Below are 15,858 nucleotides of genomic sequence, written 5' to 3' on the forward strand. Positions count from 1 at the left end.
TGTTCCCCGCCTCTCCCGGCATGTGCGCGGCGTTGTCCGCCGTCGTCGCAAGCCCGTTTCGAACGGGCAGCCAGACGGCGACCGCGTCACAATTCTGACTTCATAATTGACGTACGGGGGGCGATCGTTGCATTCAAACGCAATGATGACGACGATCCGTTGCAAAAATTAGTGCATGCCGGCCCTATCGCGGTTCATCCGGTATTTCATGGCGGTGGGGCGGCTCGGGTCGATCCGGCGCGCCGCCGATGAACTGTCGGTATCGGCGTCGGCGATCGACCGGCAGATCCTGAATGCCGAAGCGCGACTGGGCGTGCAGTTGTTCGAACGCCTGCCGACCGGTCTGCGGCTGACGGCGGCGGGCGAGGTCATGATGTCGGCGGGCGGACGCTGGCAAAAGCAGCTGGGCGACACGCTGTCGCAGATCGAGGATCTACGCGGGCTGAAGCGCGGTCATGTCGACATCGCGGTGATCGATGCGCTGGCAAAGGGGTATATGCCCGCCGCGATCCATGCGATCCAGCAAAGCCATCCCGGCATCACCATCGGCGTGCAGGTGCTGGGCAACGAGCAGGTGCGCCGTGCGATCGCCGCCAACGACGTCGATTTCGGCATCCTGTTCGACCCGCAATCCTATCGCGAGCTGACGGTTCGCGCCTTTGTCGATGTCGTGCTGGGGGTCGTCTCGCCGCCCGACCATCCACTGGCGCAGCGGTCGGACGTCCGGTTCTCGGACTGCGACGGCGAGTCCGTGATCCTCCCCGCCGCCCCGCTGGCGGTGCATCAGCAGGTGGACATACTGCAGGCGACGTCGGGTGTCTCGCTCCACCGCCGGGCGACGTCCGACAATATCCAGATGATCGCCTCGCTGATTCAGGAGGGGGGAAGCGTAGGCATCCTCACCTCGCTGGACGTGTCGACCGAGGTTCGTGCCGGCACGCTAGCTTTCACCCGCATCGTCGACAAGGTGCTGCGCCCGATGACGCTGGCGCTGTGCACCGCGACCGCACGTACCCCGTCCTATGCCGCCACGATGGTGTTGCGCGAGATCGAGGCGGGGTTCACCCAGTTCGCCTATATCCCGCCGGCGTAGGGTCGAGCGACGTTCGGTAAGGTTTCGACTTCTCCCTCCCTTGTCAGCGAGGGAAGAAGTTCGCTGGCCTTGACAGCGGAAGGTCGATCGGTCCTAGCGCACGGCAGGACGGGACAACAGTCGCAGCATCATCGCTTCCAGCCGGGCGGGGTCGATCGTGCGGATCACCTCGGCGCGCTGTTCGCCGATGCCCGGTTGATAGCCGGCGCTCCACGACAGCATGTCGCCGTAATTCGGCCCGAACTGCGTGTCGTAATCGACGAAGGCGGTGTCGCGCGCGGTGACGATGGTCGGGTCGAGCCAGACGCCGGCGGCGATCTCGTCCCACAGCGGAAAGCCGGGTTCGAGCGCGGCGATCCATGCGGCGACGGCGGGCGGCGACTCGCCCCGCAGCCGGGCGATCAGCGCGGGCGTCAGTTCGGTCGCGGTCGACGGATCGGCGGGGATGATCGTGATATGCCGCCACGAGCTGCGCGAGACGATGCTGGCCGCTTCGGGATCGAAGCGCGCGTTGAATTCGCGGCGCGGGGAGTGGAGAAATTCGCGAGCGAACTGGCTCGCCGAAACGCTGTCGCGCACCTGTCGGGGGTTCAGGCTGCCGCCCATATAGACCAGCTCCTTCGCAAGGCCGGCAAAGGCGGGGTCGAGCCGCTGGGCCAGCGCGAGGTTGGTGAGCGGCCCCATCGCGATGATCGTCACCTGACCCGGATGTTCCCGGACCATCCGCAACAGGAAATTGGCGGCGATTTCGGGCGAGGGGCGGGTGGTCGGATTGCCGCCGGGCAGGTCGACCGGATCGTCGGCGCGGTAATAGGGGGGCGTGCTCTGCCGGGTCGGTTCGACCCATTGCCGCATCCATGCGCCTTTCCACGTCAGCTTGCCGTACAGGCTTTCCCAACGCTCCGTCAGCACCTCGGAATTGACCAGCGGATAGGTCGCGCCCTGCATGACCGGGACGGTCCGCTCCATCCGCTCGACGCCCTTCAACGCCATCGCCGTCGCGCGATTGGCCCAGACGTTGCCGGTCACGGTGGTGATGCCGAGCACCTCGACATCGGGGGCGTCGAGCAGCATCGCATGGGCAAGACCGAAGCCTTCGTCGTCGATGATGACGAGGCGGCGTGCCGGTTGCGCCTGCGCGGGCATCGTCGCCACCAGCAAGGCCATCAGGCCGAACAAGAACTTCCGCATCAACCCGTCCCTCGATCCCAGGCGCACTCGCCCATGATGTACGTTCGTCGCACGGTGCGGTCGTCGCCCAGCACCTGCATCGCGAACAGCCGCGCCGCGAGATCGGCCCCGGCGGTGCGCCGCGCGAGCAGCGGCGTGGCCGCGTCGTCCAGCACGACGAAATCGGCCTCCTGTCCCGGCAGCAGCGCACCGACCCGGTCGGCGATGCCGAGCAGCGCCGCGCTGCCCCCGGTCGCCAGATAGAGCGCGCGGAACGGATCGAGCCGCATCTCGCGGGCGAGCGCGGCCTGATAGGCGACGCCGGCGGTGTGCAGCATCGAAAAGGACGTGCCCGCGCCGATATCGCTGCCAAGGCCCAGCCGCATCCCGTGCGCATCGGCCTGTCCGAAATCGAAGAAGCCCGAACCGAGGAAGAGATTGGAGGTCGGGCAGACCGCGATCCCCGCGCCGGTTTCGGCGATCCGCGCGCAGCTGCGATCGGTCAGGTGGATGCCGTGCGCGAAGACCGACCGGGGACCGACCAGCCCGAACCGGTCATAGACGTCGAGATAGTCGTGCGCCGCGGGGAAGCGTTCGGCGACGGCGGCGCACTCATATCTGTTTTCGGCGAGATGCGTGTGGAGCAGAACATCCGGGTTGGCGTCCAGCACGGCGGCGGCTTGTCGCAACTGTTCGTCGGACGAGGTCAGCGCGAAGCGCGGCGTCACCGCATAGCCGAGCCGCCCGCGCCCGCGCCACCGCCGGATCAGCGCCTCGCTGTCGGCGCGGCCCGCTTTGGCGGTGTCGCGCAGGCCGTCGGGGCCGAGGTCCATCAGCACTTTCCCCGAGACGATCCGCATCCGCCGGTCGAGCGCCGCGTCGAACAGCGCGTCGACCGATGCAGGATGTACGGTCGGGAATACCAGTGCGCTGGTGGTGCCGTTGCGCAGCAGCTCGGTCAGAAACGCGTCGGCGACGGTGGCGGCATGCACCGGATCGGCGAACGCCATTTCGGCGGGAAAGATATGGCGTTCGAGCCAGTCGAGCAGCTGTTCGCCGTGCGATGCGATCCGGTCCATCTGCGGATAATGGACATGCGCGTCGACGAAGCCGGGGACGACGATGCCGGGCAGGCGTTCGACCGGCAGGCCGTCGAACCGCGATGCCAGTGCTGCATGATCGCCGCGGGCGACGACCAGCCCGTCCTCGACCACCAGCAGCCCATCGGGTTCGTGCCGGATCGCACCGGGATCGTCACGGTGATCGGCCGAAACCGACAGCAGTTCGGCGCGGAAGAGGCGGAGGGTCATGCATACTCCGGCGTGATGCGCGCGTCGGCGTTGGCGAGGGTGAGAAGCTGGGCGAGGAGCGACAGGGCGATGACGTCCGGTTCCTTGCCGGGGATCGTCGCCAGCCCGATCGGACAGGTGAGGCGTGCGCGGGCGTCGGTCGAAATCCCTTCGCGGGTCAGCCGGGCAAGGAACCGGGCGCGCTTGGTCGCCGAGCCGATCAGTCCGACATAGGCGAGCGGCGCACGGGTCAGGGCGGCCCTGGTCAGTGCATAGTCGAGCGCGTGGTCGTGCGTCAGGATCACGACCGCCGCCTCGTCGGGCACATCGGACAGGCAGGCGGGCAGGCGATCCGCGTCGACGATCGTCACGCCCGGTGTATCGGCCAGTTCGGGACGGCTGTCGAACCAGGCGAGCCGCAGCGGGAGGCCGGCGGTCCGGCGGGCGATCGCCTGCCCGACATGGCCGGCCCCGAACAGATACAGCGGCCGCTGCCACGCGCCGAGCCGTTCGGACCATGTCGTTCCCGCTGCGGGGCGCGCGCCACGGGCCGATAGCGGCAGGATCGCCTCCGTCGGATCGGGTGTGTGCGCGATGTTTCCGGGGCGCAGCGTCGTAGTCAGCGTCGTGCCGGCCGCCGCCGCATCCAGCCATTCGAGCGCCGCCGGGTCGACCCGCTCGATCAGCAGGCGCACCCGCCCGCCGCAACATTGGCCGAGCAAGGGGCCGAGCGGATAATCCTGCACCCGCCAGCTACCGGGTGGATAGGCGAGGATCGCACGTGCCTGCTCGATCGCCTGATGCTCCAGCGCGCCGCCGCCGATCGTGTCGAACGACGCCGCTGCGTCGACCGCCATCCGCGTGCCTGCGCCGCGCGGGGCCGATCCTTCGGTGGCAAGGACGGTGACCAGCGCGACCGGTTCCTCCGGCGCGGCACGGCGCAGACGCGCGATCCAGTCGCCGGTCATGCGCGATGCGCGGCGATCGCGCGCAGGATCGCCTCCGGCGTGGCGGGCGCATCGAGCGGGGGAAAGGCGCGTCGATCGGGGACGGTCGCCGCCACCGCTTCGCCCAGTGCCGACAGGACGCACTGGGCCAGCATGAACGGCGGTTCGCCGACCGCCTTCGACCGGTTGATCGTCGGTTCGACATTCTCCCCGTCCCACAGCGCGATCGACAGGCGGTCGGGGCGGTCGCCGGCGGTCGGGATCTTGTAGGTCGCGGGCGAATGGGTCAGCAACCGGCCATCGTCGGCGAACACCAGTTCCTCGGTCGTCAGCCAGCCCTGTCCCTGCACGAAGCCGCCCTCGATCTGCCCCAGATCGATCGCGGGGTTCAGCGACCGGCCGACGTCGTGGAGGATGTCGACCGCCAGCACGCGATGTTCGCCGGTCAGCGTGTCCACCACCACTTCGGCACAGGCCGCGCCATAAGCGAAATAGTAAAAGGGGCGGCCACGATGGGCGGCGCGGTCATAGGCGATGTGCGGGGTCGCGTAGAAGCCGGTCGACGACAGCGACACGCGCGCCAGATGCGCCTTGCGACACAGGGTGGCGAAGGGGATCGTCTCGGCCCCCGCGACGATCCCCGCCGCGGTGAAGCGCACGGTGTTGGGTTCGCAGCCCCCGATCGATGCGGCGACGCCTGCCAGCCTGTCGCGGATCGTGCGCGCGGCTTCGAACGCCGCCATGCCGTTCAGGTCGGCCCCCGACGAGGCGGCGGTAGCGGAGGTGTTGGGCACCTTGTCGGTGCGCGTCGCGGTGATGCGGACGGCGCTTGCCGGCACGGCGAACACGTCGGCCACCACCTGCGCGACCTTGATATACAGGCCCTGCCCCATTTCGGTGCCGCCATGGTTCACCTGAATACTGCCATCGGCATAGACGTGCACCAGCGCCCCGGCCTGATTGAGATGGGTCGTCGTGAAGCTGATCCCGAACTTCACCGGGGCCAGCGCAATCCCCTTCTTCAGCACCTTATGACGCGCGTTGAAGTCGCGAACGGCGGCGCGGCGGGCGTCATAGTCGCTGTCGCGGCGCAGCCGGGCGATCAGCGCGGGCGCGATATTGTCGGTGATCGTCATGCCATAGGGGGTTACGTCGCGCCCCGGCCCGTACAGGTTGGCGATGCGTACATCGAGCGGGTCGCGCGCCAATGATGCGGCGACGACATCGATGACCCGTTCGATCGCCAGCATCCCCTGCGGCCCGCCGAAACCGCGAAAGGCGGTGGCGGAAACGGTGTGAGTCTTCAGCCGTTCCGACAGGATCTCGACTGCCGGCAACCAATAGCTGTTGTCGGCGTGGAACATGGCGCGATCGTTGATCGCCGGCGACAGGTCGACCGTCGCGCCGCACCGCGACGCCAGCCGCAGGCTGAGGCCGAGGATATGGCCATCGTCGTCGAAGCCGACATCGTAATCGACCGTGAAGTCGTGGCGCTTGCCGGTCAGCACCATGTCGTCGTCGCGGTCGCAACAGAATTTGGCGGGCCGACCGGTTTTGGCCGCGACCAGCGCGGCGGCGGCGGCGAAGGGCGCGGCCTGCGTTTCCTTGCCGCCGAACGCGCCGCCCATGCGGCGGACCTCGACCGTCACATCCGCCGACGTGACGCCGAGCAGATCGGCGACCAGATGCTGCACTTCGCTGGGATGCTGGGTCGAGCTGGCGATATGGACCTGTCCGTCCTCGCCCGGTCGGGCGAGCGCGACCTGACCCTCCAGATAGAAATGATCCTGTCCGCCCATCGCGAAGCTGCCCGAGCGACGATGCGGTGCGGTTTCCAGCGCGGCGGCGGCATCGCCGCGTGCCATGCGCTGGGTCGGTTCGATCAGCGAGGCGGCGGTGCGGGCGTCGGCGATCGTCAGCATCGCGGGGCGGGGGGCGTATTCGATCTTGCCGCGCCGCGCCGCCCGCCGCGCCGCAACCCGGCTGGTCGCGGCCACCAGAAACACCGGCTGGCCGCGATACAGGACTTCGCCATCGGCGAGCAGCCGGTCGTCATGCGCGACCGGGCTGACGTCGTTATGGCCCGGTATGTCCTTTGCGGTGAAGACCGCGACGACACCGGGCGCGGCGCGCACCGCCGACAGGTCGACCGCGACGATCGCGGCATGGGTCTCGGTCGACTGGCCGAAGGCAAGGTGCAGCAGGTCGGCGGCTTCGGGTTCGTCGTCGATATAGCGTGCAGCCCCGGTGACGTGCAGCAGCGCGCTGTCATGCGGCAGCGACGGCTTTACGTCGGATCGGACCGGGGGCGGCACGGCACGATCGGCCATCACAGTGCTTCCCGGACCGAAACCGGTTCGCCCTGTTCGCGGTGCCATAGCCGCCACAGCAGATTGCCGGCGGCTTCCTGTCGATAGGCTGCGCTGCCGCGGACGTCGGTCAACGGCGCGAAATCCTCACGCAGCGCCGCGACGGCGCGGGCGATGGTGGCTTCGGTGAACGGCGCGCCGGTCAACGTCGCCTCGCACGCCGGGGCGCGACGCGGGGTCGCGGCCATGCCGCCAAACGCAACCAGCGCCTCGGCGATGACCCCATCACGCAACGTCAGATGGAACGCGCCGCACACCGCCGAAATATCGCTGTCGAACCGGCGCGACAGCTTGGCGATGTGGACGATCGCGTCGGGGGCGGGGCGGGGGATGTGGATACGCTCGACGAACTCGCCGGGTGCGCGGTCCTGTTTGCCATAGGCGAGGAAATAATCCTCCAGCGCCAGCGTCCGTCGCTGATCGCCCCGGCGCAGGACCAGCGTCGCGCCAAGCGCGATCAGCGCGGGCGGACCGTCGCCGATCGGCGAGCCATTGGCGATGTTGCCGCCGATTGTGCCGGCATTGCGCACCTGCAACCCGCCGATCCGCCGTACCAGCTCGCCGAGATCGGGATGCAGCCGGGCGAGCACATCATGCGCTTCGGCATAGCGGACCGCCGCGCCCAGCGTGACCCCGGCGACATCTTCGGTGATCGTGCGCAATTCGGCCACGTCGCCGATGAAGATCGGCGTATCGATGTCGCGCAGTCCCTTCGTCACCCACAGGCCGACGTCGGTGGCGCCGGCGATCAGCCGGGCATGCGGATGTTCAATCAGCAGCGCGGCGAGTTCGTCGGCCGATCGCGGTGCGAACCATGTCGGCTGCGCTTCCGGTGCAAGACCGCGCAGCGCGGCGGCCAGTTGCCGGTCGTCGCGATCGATCCGGGGGACGTCGCGTGCGGCGTCGAGGATCGGGCCATAACCAGTGCACCGGCACAAATTTCCCGCGATCACATCGGCGACGGGCAGGTCGTGCCCCGCCGCCCCGACCGCGCGACCATACAGCGACATGACGAAGCCCGGCGTGCAGAAGCCGCATTGCGAGCTGCCGTTGCGTGCCATGCACGACTGGAGCGCGGTCGGCGCACCGCCCTGCGACAGGCTCTCGACGGTCAGCACCGCCTTGCCGTGGATCATCGGCAGGAACAGGATACAGGCATTCACCGCCCGCCACGCGACGCCGTCATCGACCGGCTCCCCGACCAGCACGGTGCAGGCCCCGCAATCGCCCTCGGCACAACCTTCCTTCGTTCCGGTACGGCGCAGGCGATAGCGCAGGTGATCGAGCAGCGTCGCGGTCGGTGCGGCATCGGCGATCTCGACGATCGTGTCGTCGAGGAGGAAGCGGACCGTCATGACCTCACGCCGCCCCCATCCATGCGAAGCGCGCGATGAAGAGCGCGGCGAGCAGGAACAGGAACCAGTCGGCGCGCGTCGCCTGTCCGCGCATCGCCTTCAGCACGGCATGGGCGGTGATGCCGAACGCAAGGCCATTGGCGATCGAGAAGGTCAGCGGGATCATCGCCACGGTCAGGAACGCGGGGATCGCCGCCAGCGGATCGTCCCATTGCACCTCAACCAGCGGCAGCAGCATCAGCCCGCCGACGACGATCAGCGCCGGTGCGGTCGCGGCCAGCGGCACCAGCTGCGCATACGGGGCGACGAACATGGTCAGCAGAAACAGGATGCCGGTGACGACGGCGGTCAGGCCGGTGCGCCCGCCCGCCTGTACGCCCGCCGCGCTCTCGACATAGCTGGTGACGGTGCTGGTGCCCGCCACCGCGCCGACCATGGTCGCCACGGCATCGGTCAGCAGGATGCGGTTCAGCCGGGGAATGCGGCCGGCCGTGTCGATCAGTCCGGCGCGCTTGGTCACCGCGACCAGCGTGCCGATATTGTCGAACAGGTCGACGAACAGGAACACGAACAGAATTTCGAACAGGCCGAGCCCGTGCCGCCCGCCCGCGCCGAACACGCCGGCCAGATCGATCTGAAACGCGGTCTGGGTCAACATGGTCAGGCTATAGGGTTCGGGCGCCATGGTGACCTGCCCGGCCATCCACGCGACGGCGGTCGTAATGACGATGCCGATCAACATCGCGCCGCGCACGTTCCAGATGCTCAGCACCGCGATCACCAGCAGGCCGAGCAGCGCGAGCAGCGCGCCGGGCGCGGTGAGCGGACCGAGCGCGACGAGGGTCGCAGGGCTGGCGACGACGATGCCGGCATTGCGAAGCCCGATAAAGCCGATGAACAGGCCGATCCCGCCCGCCACCGCCGCGAACAGATGCGGGGGAATGACCGAGACGATCAGCTGTCGCACGCCGGTCAGCGTCAGGATGAGGAAGCAGAAGCCCGAAATGAACACGCAGCCGAGCGCGACCGGCCAAGGAATGCCCATCTGCTGCACGACGGTGAAGCTGAAATAGGCGTTCAGCCCCATCCCCGGCGCGAGGGCCAGCGGCACATTGGCGACCGTCCCCATCAGGATCGAGGCGAAGGCGGCGGCGAAGCAGGTGGCGGCGGCAACCGCCGCGACCGGCATCCCGGCCTGTCCGAGGATCGCCGGATTGACCAGCACGATATAGGCCATGGTCAGGAAGGTGGTGGTGCCCGCCAGCACCTCGGTCCGGACCGACGTGCCGCGTCCGGTCAGGTCGAATCGGCGCTCCAACAGGGTCGCTGCCGGTGTTTCCGTCGCTACCGTCTGTGTCATATCATTCCCCGCCCGCCCTGCGCCTGTCATGCCAGCGGGTAGCCGCCCGATCTACATCAATGATCGGCATTCCGCGTTGCAAAAATGAGCGCACCGTCAAGCTCGTACGGTTCGGCGGGGTTCGTCCGGGCGCGCGTTTTACGGCAACGCGACGTCCCGGATATTGCGATGGGCGCGCCACGATCCGTCCCATAGACAGGCGGCAAGGGTGCCTGCGCCACGACCGGCGGGCATCATCAAAGGGGAATGGCGATGAACGCCCGTTGGAACGACGGCCGCATCCGCGCGCGCTTCGGCGCGGTACAGGCGGGATGGATGCTGGCGGCGGCGATGCTGTGCGGTGCCGCCACGCCGCGCGACGCGGTGACCCCCGAAGCGAGGACCGCCGCGTATCTCGACCGGATCGCCGACAGTCCGCCACGGCTGCGCATGTTCCTGCAGACCATGCCCAAGGGGGGCGACCTGCACAATCATGCCGGCGGTGCGATCTACGCCGAGGACATGCTCGGCTGGGCGGCGGCGGAGGGGCTGTGCCTGTCGATCGATCCGGCGGGGATGGCGCCGCCGCCGTGCGACGCGCCCGGCCGGGTCGCGGCGGCGGATCTGGTGCGGGATTATCCGCGCTATGCCGCCTTCGTCGACGCCTTCTCAACGCGTGGTTTCGAAGGCGGCACCGGCGATCCGCGCGTGTCGGGCTATGATCGCTTCTTCTCCACCTTCGGCGCGTTCTGGCCGATCGCCGCGCGTCATGGGGGCAAGGTGATGGCGATCAGCCGCCAGCAGGCCGCCGCCGACAACCTGTCCTACGCCGAATTGAGCACCGGTTCGGCGGCGACGCAGCCGTTGCTGGCGAAGATCGGCGACGGCGACGTGCGCAACCTGGCGGCGCTGTACGCGCGGATCGCGCCCGAATTGCCCGACGCGGTGCGGACGACGCGCAAGGAATATGACGGCTATGACGCGGAAATGGCGGCAATCGACGGCTGCGCGACGCCCGTGCCCAAGCCCGCCTGTGCGACCGAAATCCGCTATCAATATGCCGCGATCCGCACCCGGCCGCCGGCGCAGGTCTTTGCCGAACTGGCGCTGGGCTTCGCGCTGGTACAGGCCGATCCGCGCTTCGTCGCGGTCAACATCGTCGCGCCCGAACATGACCCGGTCGCGCTGCGCGACTATGCGCTGCACATGCGGATGCTGCGGTTCCTGAAGGAACGCTATCCCGTCGTGCCGCTGTCGCTCCATGCCGGTGAACTGACGCTGGGGCTGGTGCCGCCGCGCGACCTGTCCTTCCATATCCATGATGCGGTGGCCGTCGCCGGGGCGCGGCGGATCGGCCATGGCATCGACATTTCCTACGAAACCGATGCCCGCGCGCTGCTGGACCGCATGGCGCGCGACGGGGTGGCGGTGGAAATCAATTTGACCAGTAACGCCGTCATTTTGGGGGTGAAGGGGCGCGACCATCCCCTGTCACTCTATCGGCAGGCGGGGGTGCCGGTCGTGCTGTCGACCGACGACGAAGGCGTTTCGCGCAGCGACATGACCAACGAATATCTGCGCGCGGTGACCGAGCAGAAGCTGCGCTACCGCGATCTGAAGCAGATTGCCCGCGATTCGCTCCATTATGCGTTCCTGTCGGGCGACAGCCTCTGGCAGGATCGGGCGGGCGGTTCCCGCGTGCCGGCGTGTCGGCTTCTCGATTCCGACCCCTGCCGCATTTTTACCGCCACCCATGCGAAGGCGCGTCTCGAAGTGCGGTTAGAGCGCGACTTCGACCGGTTCGAGCGGCAGCGGTTCGACTGATCCCGCCGGCCAATGGGGTGCGCGAAAAATGCGCGCACTCGAAGCGCAATATTGTGCTTCCGATACGTGATTCGTCACCGCTACCAAGGGGGCGCGCTGCGGTCCGGTGCGGCACGCGATGGGAGATACTGGCATGACCCCGGCAACCGACGACGAACGGCGACTTGCCCTGCTGCTGGCCGATCGCCTCGGGTTGACGATCCCCCCGTCGGCGCTGGACGGCGTGGTCGCCAACCAGCGGTTGCTGGCGCGGCATCACGCCGCCGTGCGCGGGGATGCGCGATGAGTGATCCCGGCACGGCGACGGCGATCGCCGCCGATGTCCGCTCAGGGCGGCGCTCCGCGCACGCGGTCGCGACCGAAACGCTCGACCGCATCGCGCGCCACGACCGGCTGAACGCCGCGACCCGGCTGTTGCGGCAGCGGGCGCTGGCGGACGCGGCGCGGGTCGATGCCGCCGTCGCCGCCGGGCGCGATCCGGGACCGCTGGCCGGCGTCCCCTTTGCGGTAAAGGACCTGTTCGACGTTGCCGGCGAGCCGACCACGGCGGGCGCACGACAACGGGCGACTGCCCCTGCCGCGACCCGCGATGCGCCGGTCGTCGCCCGGCTGTGCGCGGCGGGGGCCGTGCTGGTGGCGACGACCAACATGGACGAATTCGCCTATGGCTTTTCGACCGAGAATGCGCATTTCGGCACCACCCGCAACCCGCATGATCCCGACCGGCTGGCGGGCGGATCGTCGGGCGGATCGGCGGCGCTGGTCGGGGCCGGGCTGGTGCCGCTGGCGCTGGGGTCGGACACCAACGGATCGATCCGCGTACCGGCCAGCCTGTGCGGCATTTACGGCCTGCGTCCGACCTTCGGCGCGGTGCCGGTCGAGGGGGTCTATCCCTTTGTCGAGCGGCTCGACACCGTCGGATGGTTCGTGCGGTCGGTCGAAGACCTTGCCATCGCCCATGCGGTGATGGCCGGCACGGTACCGGCATCGGACCCGATCGAGTCCCCGCGCGTCGCGGTGCTCGGTGGATGGTTCGCGACGCGCGCCGATGCCACGATTCTTGCCGGGATCGATCGCATCGCGCGTTATTTGCTTGCCGGACCAGCGGTCGTGCTGCCCTCCGCCGCCGCGGCGCGGTCGGCCGGTTTCGTGCTGACGGGGGCAGAGGGGGGGCATCGCCATCTGTCGGCGCTGCGCCGCGATGCGATGGCGTTCGATCCGGTCACGCGCGACCGGCTGATCGCCGGGGCGCTCCAGCCGGTCGCCGCCGTCCGCGAGGCCGAAGCGGTCGCCGATCGCTTTGCCGGCGAAGTCGCCGACGCGCTGGCCGGGCACGACTTGTTGCTGGCCCCCGCAACGCCGATGGCCGCACCGCGGACCGATGCGACGACGGTCGTGATCGACGGCGAAACGCTGTCCGCGCGGGCCGATCTGGGCCTGCATACCCAACCGCTGAGCATTGCCGGCGTGCCGATCCTGTCGGTGCCGCTGCGCCAGCGCGACGGCGCGATGCCGATCGGCGTGCAACTGATCGCCGCGCGGGGACGCGAAGCGTTGTTGTTCGACACGGCGGCGGCGTTGGTCGCGGCCGGGCTGGTCGCCTGTACGCCGGCACCGCGATGGGCGCAGGCCGCATGACGCGCGCGACGCCCCGGTCGCTGCGCGGCATGGTCAGCGCGCCGCATCATCTGGCGGCGCAGGCCGGGCGCGATGTGCTGGCCGATGGCGGCAGCGCGGTCGAGGCGGCGGTGGCGACCGCCGCGTGCCTTGCCGTCGTCTATCCGCACATGACCGGCATCGGCGGCGACGGCTTCTGGCTGGTCGCCGAACCGGACGGCCGCAACTGGGCGATCGACGGCAGCGGCGCGGCGGCAGTGGCGGCGGATCGTTCCCTGTACCAGGGCCATGCGACGATCCCGTGGCGCGGGCCGCTCGCGGCGAACACCGTGGCGGGGACGGTCGCGGGATGGCGGGCGGCGCTGGCACAGAGCGATGCCACGCTGCCGTTGGACCGGGTGCTGCGCGATGCGATCCACCATGCGCGGGCCGGGGTGGTCGTCACCGCCGGTGGCGCGCAGGTCGCCGCCGCCGTGTCGGATGCGCTGCGCGACCTGCCCGGCGACTATGCCCGCATCTTCGAAGCCGAAGGTCGGCCGCTGATCGAAGGCGACCTGTTGCGGCAACCGGCGCTGGCGACGACGCTGGAACGACTGGCGGGTGACGGGCTGGACGGTTTCTATCGTGGCGGGCTGGCACAGGCGATCGCCGACGATCTCGTGCGGCTCGGCAGTCCGCTGGTGGCCGCCGACCTTGCGGCGTTCGATGCGCGGCCGGTGGAGCCGCTGGCGGTGGCGATCAGCGGTGCGCGGCTGCTGAACCTGCCGCCGCCGACGCAGGGGGTCGCGTCGCTGCTGATCCTCGCGCTGTTCGACCGGATGCGGGACGTCGAGCGTGACGGGTTCGGCCATGTCCACCGGTTGGTCGAGGCGACGAAACAGGCGTTTCGCTGGCGCGACGCGCATGTCGGCGATCCGGCGACGATGGCGCAGGACGCGCAGGCGCTGCTGGGCGATGCCGCCGCGATCGACCGGATGGCCGGTATGATCGATCTCGGGCGGGCGGCACCATGGCCGCATCCGCCGGCACTGGGCGACACGACGTGGTTCGGCGCGGCGGATGCGCGGGGTCAGGTCGTCAGCTGTATCCAGAGCACCTATTTCGAATTCGGATCGGGCATCGTGCTGCCGCAGACCGGCATCGTCTGGCAGAACCGGGGTTGCTCGTTCGCGCTCGACGGCGATGGGCCGAACCGGCTGCGGCCCGGTGCGCGGCCGTTTCATACGCTCAATCCGGCGCTGGCGCGGTTCGACGATGGTCGCGTCATGGCCTATGGCACGATGGGCGGCGAGGGACAGCCGCAGACGCAGGCGGCGGTCTTTACCCGCCACGCGCTGTTCGGTCAGTCGTTGCAGGCGGCGGTGGATGCACCGCGCTGGCTGCTGGGGCGGACGTGGGGCGATCAGAGCACCACGCTGAAGATCGAGGCGGGGTTCGATCCGGCGCTGTACGAACAACTGGCGGCGGCGGGCCATGCGGTCGAGCGCGTGGCCGCAGGGTCGTCGATGATGGGCCATGCCGGGGCGATCGTGCGGCATCCCAGCGGCGTGATCGAGGGGGCGACCGATCCGCGCAGCGACGGGATGGTGGCGACATGGTGACGACGCCCCCCTCGGGAGCCCGGGCGGCGGCACGCTGTCTCGACCTGTCGCGCGCGCCCTATAGCGACCGCGCGGACCGGCTGTTCCGCGGTTGGCTGACCCCGGCCTATCGCGCGACGATCGAGCGGGTCGGGGCATGGATGGAAGCGGCGGGCATGACCGTGCGCCGCGACGCGGCGATCAACCTGATCGGCCGCTATGAAGGCACGCACCCGGACGCGCCGGCGCTGGTGATCGGTAGCCACCTCGACAGCGTGCGCGATGGTGGGGCCTATGACGGTCCGCTGGGGGTGATGCTCGGCATCGAATGCGTCGCGGCGCTCCATGCCGAAGGACGTCGCCTGCCGTTCGCGATCGAGGTGATCGGCTTCGGCGACGAGGAAGGATCGCGCTTCCCGGCCGCAATGCTCGGCAGCCGCGCGGTGGCGGGAACGCTGACGCCCGGTGCCGCCGACATGGCCGATGCGGCGGGGATCGGCGTCGACGCGGCGCTGCGCGAGTTCGGGAGCGAGGCGGCGGCGCTGGCCTCCGCACGCCGGGCACCGGGCACCATGCTCGCCTATCTCGAAACGCATATCGAACAGGGGCCGGTGCTGGAGGCGGAAGGGCTGGCGCTGGGCACCGTCACCGGCATCGCCGCGCAACTTCGTCTCGAAGTGACGGTCGGCGGGGTGGCGGGACATGCCGGTACCGTGACGATGCCGCTCCGCCGCGACGCGCTGGCCGCCGCCGCGCGCATGGTGTCGGCGATCGAGGATATCGCGGTCGCCGATGCGTCCGATCTGGTCGCGACGGTCGGACGGATCGAGGTCGCGCCAGGGGCGGCGAACGTCATCGCCGGCGAGGTGTGCTTCACCGTCGATATCCGCGCGGGCGCGACCGACCGGCGCGACCGGGCGGCCGCCGCGATCGGGGCGGCGATGGATGCGATCGCCGGGGAACGGGGCGTGTCGATCACCGTCGCGACGGTCCACGACCTGCCGCCATGCCCGTGCGACCCGAAGCTGATGGACCTGCTGGACGCCGCCATCGTCGCCACCGGGCAACCGTCGCGGCGGTTGATGTCGGGGGCGGGGCATGACGCGATGGCGATGGTCGCGCTGGGGCCGGTGGCGATGTTGTTCGTGCGCTGCGCCGGCGGGATCAGCCATCATCCGGCCGAACATGTCGATCCGGCCGACGCCGACGCCGCCTTCGCCGCGATGCGCGGCTTCATCGACCGATTGGGAGAAGACTATCGTGACGCCTGACCTG

At 69.5% G+C, this 15,858-nt stretch carries 12 protein-coding genes; 6 read left to right on the plus strand and 6 right to left on the minus strand.

The features are described from left to right. Positions 1-175: 175 nt before the first annotated feature. A complete protein-coding gene (locus ASE91_RS09900; RefSeq protein WP_056397339.1) occupies positions 176-1,093 on the plus strand; it encodes a LysR family transcriptional regulator in 918 nt (305 codons plus the stop codon). Positions 1,094-1,186: 93 nt separating this feature from the next. Here ASE91_RS09900 and ASE91_RS09905 read toward each other — a convergent pair whose 3' ends face one another. Genes ASE91_RS09905 through ASE91_RS09930 form a run of 6 tightly spaced genes read right to left on the minus strand, consistent with a single transcriptional unit; the run spans position 1,187 to position 9,583 of the window. After that, a complete protein-coding gene (locus tag ASE91_RS09905) occupies positions 1,187-2,284 on the minus strand; it encodes a nucleoside hydrolase (RefSeq protein WP_082453949.1) in 1,098 nt (365 codons plus the stop codon). Next, positions 2,284-3,573 (minus strand): guanine deaminase, encoded by a 1,290-nt coding sequence (gene guaD / locus ASE91_RS09910; protein ID WP_056625618.1) that lies wholly within the window; start codon positions 3,571-3,573, stop codon positions 2,284-2,286. The genes ASE91_RS09905 and guaD overlap by 1 nt, the downstream gene beginning before the upstream one ends. Next, a complete protein-coding gene (gene xdhC / locus ASE91_RS09915) occupies positions 3,570-4,520 on the minus strand; it encodes a xanthine dehydrogenase accessory protein XdhC (RefSeq protein WP_056625620.1) in 951 nt (316 codons plus the stop codon). The genes guaD and xdhC overlap by 4 nt, the downstream gene beginning before the upstream one ends. Beyond that, entirely contained in the window at positions 4,517-6,829 is a 2,313-nt protein-coding gene (xdhB, locus tag ASE91_RS09920; protein ID WP_056625623.1) for a xanthine dehydrogenase molybdopterin binding subunit, read from the minus strand. The genes xdhC and xdhB overlap by 4 nt, the downstream gene beginning before the upstream one ends. After that, complete coding sequence (gene xdhA, locus ASE91_RS09925) at positions 6,829-8,223, minus strand: xanthine dehydrogenase small subunit (protein ID WP_056625626.1); 1,395 nt, start codon at positions 8,221-8,223, stop codon at positions 6,829-6,831. The genes xdhB and xdhA overlap by 1 nt, the downstream gene beginning before the upstream one ends. A 4-nt stretch (positions 8,224-8,227) precedes the next feature. Beyond that, complete coding sequence (locus ASE91_RS09930; protein WP_056625629.1) at positions 8,228-9,583, minus strand: NCS2 family permease; 1,356 nt, start codon at positions 9,581-9,583, stop codon at positions 8,228-8,230. A gap of 252 nt (positions 9,584-9,835) precedes the next feature. Between ASE91_RS09930 and ASE91_RS09935 the strand changes: the two genes are divergently transcribed. From ASE91_RS09935 to ASE91_RS09950, 5 genes are all read left to right on the plus strand, one after another. Beyond that, a complete protein-coding gene (locus tag ASE91_RS09935) occupies positions 9,836-11,386 on the plus strand; it encodes an adenosine deaminase family protein (RefSeq protein WP_235530406.1) in 1,551 nt (516 codons plus the stop codon). A 133-nt stretch (positions 11,387-11,519) separates the two neighbouring features. Continuing rightward, positions 11,520-11,672 carry a hypothetical protein gene (locus tag ASE91_RS19335; protein ID WP_156357772.1) on the plus strand — a complete coding sequence of 51 codons (153 nt, stop codon included), beginning with the start codon at positions 11,520-11,522 and terminating at the stop codon, positions 11,670-11,672. Then, a complete protein-coding gene (locus ASE91_RS09940) occupies positions 11,669-13,024 on the plus strand; it encodes an AtzE family amidohydrolase (RefSeq protein ID WP_056625632.1) in 1,356 nt (451 codons plus the stop codon). The genes ASE91_RS19335 and ASE91_RS09940 overlap by 4 nt, the downstream gene beginning before the upstream one ends. Further along, positions 13,021-14,604: a gamma-glutamyltransferase family protein gene (locus tag ASE91_RS09945; protein ID WP_056625635.1), complete on the plus strand. Its 1,584-nt coding sequence runs from the start codon at positions 13,021-13,023 to the stop codon at positions 14,602-14,604. Before ASE91_RS09940 ends, ASE91_RS09945 begins: the two co-directional genes overlap by 4 nt. Continuing rightward, positions 14,598-15,854, plus strand: a complete 1,257-nt coding sequence (locus ASE91_RS09950) for an allantoate amidohydrolase (RefSeq protein WP_056625638.1) — start codon at positions 14,598-14,600, stop codon at positions 15,852-15,854. Before ASE91_RS09945 ends, ASE91_RS09950 begins: the two co-directional genes overlap by 7 nt. Positions 15,855-15,858: the final 4 nt, after the last annotated feature.

Origin of the sequence: Sphingomonas sp. Leaf62, from assembly GCF_001421915.1 — a bacterium.
Classification (GTDB): Bacteria; Pseudomonadota; Alphaproteobacteria; order Sphingomonadales; family Sphingomonadaceae; genus Sphingomonas.

What these genes read in the sequence shown, in the direction of transcription:
- ASE91_RS09945 (WP_056625635.1), top strand. Translation starts at nt 13,021, where the DNA reads ATGACGCGCGCGACGCCCCGGTCGCTGCGCGGCATGGTCAGCGCGCCG.
- ASE91_RS09905 (WP_082453949.1), bottom strand. Translation starts at nt 2,284, where the DNA reads ATGCGGAAGTTCTTGTTCGGCCTGATGGCCTTGCTGGTGGCGACGATG.
- ASE91_RS09930 (WP_056625629.1), bottom strand. Translation starts at nt 9,583, where the DNA reads ATGACACAGACGGTAGCGACGGAAACACCGGCAGCGACCCTGTTGGAG.
- xdhA (WP_056625626.1), bottom strand. Translation starts at nt 8,223, where the DNA reads ATGACGGTCCGCTTCCTCCTCGACGACACGATCGTCGAGATCGCCGAT.
- guaD (WP_056625618.1), bottom strand. Translation starts at nt 3,573, where the DNA reads ATGACCCTCCGCCTCTTCCGCGCCGAACTGCTGTCGGTTTCGGCCGAT.
- ASE91_RS09935 (WP_235530406.1), top strand. Translation starts at nt 9,836, where the DNA reads ATGAACGCCCGTTGGAACGACGGCCGCATCCGCGCGCGCTTCGGCGCG.
- ASE91_RS09900 (WP_056397339.1), top strand. Translation starts at nt 176, where the DNA reads ATGCCGGCCCTATCGCGGTTCATCCGGTATTTCATGGCGGTGGGGCGG.
- xdhC (WP_056625620.1), bottom strand. Translation starts at nt 4,520, where the DNA reads ATGACCGGCGACTGGATCGCGCGTCTGCGCCGTGCCGCGCCGGAGGAA.
- ASE91_RS09940 (WP_056625632.1), top strand. Translation starts at nt 11,669, where the DNA reads ATGAGTGATCCCGGCACGGCGACGGCGATCGCCGCCGATGTCCGCTCA.
- ASE91_RS09950 (WP_056625638.1), top strand. Translation starts at nt 14,598, where the DNA reads ATGGTGACGACGCCCCCCTCGGGAGCCCGGGCGGCGGCACGCTGTCTC.
- ASE91_RS19335 (WP_156357772.1), top strand. Translation starts at nt 11,520, where the DNA reads ATGACCCCGGCAACCGACGACGAACGGCGACTTGCCCTGCTGCTGGCC.
- xdhB (WP_056625623.1), bottom strand. Translation starts at nt 6,829, where the DNA reads ATGGCCGATCGTGCCGTGCCGCCCCCGGTCCGATCCGACGTAAAGCCG.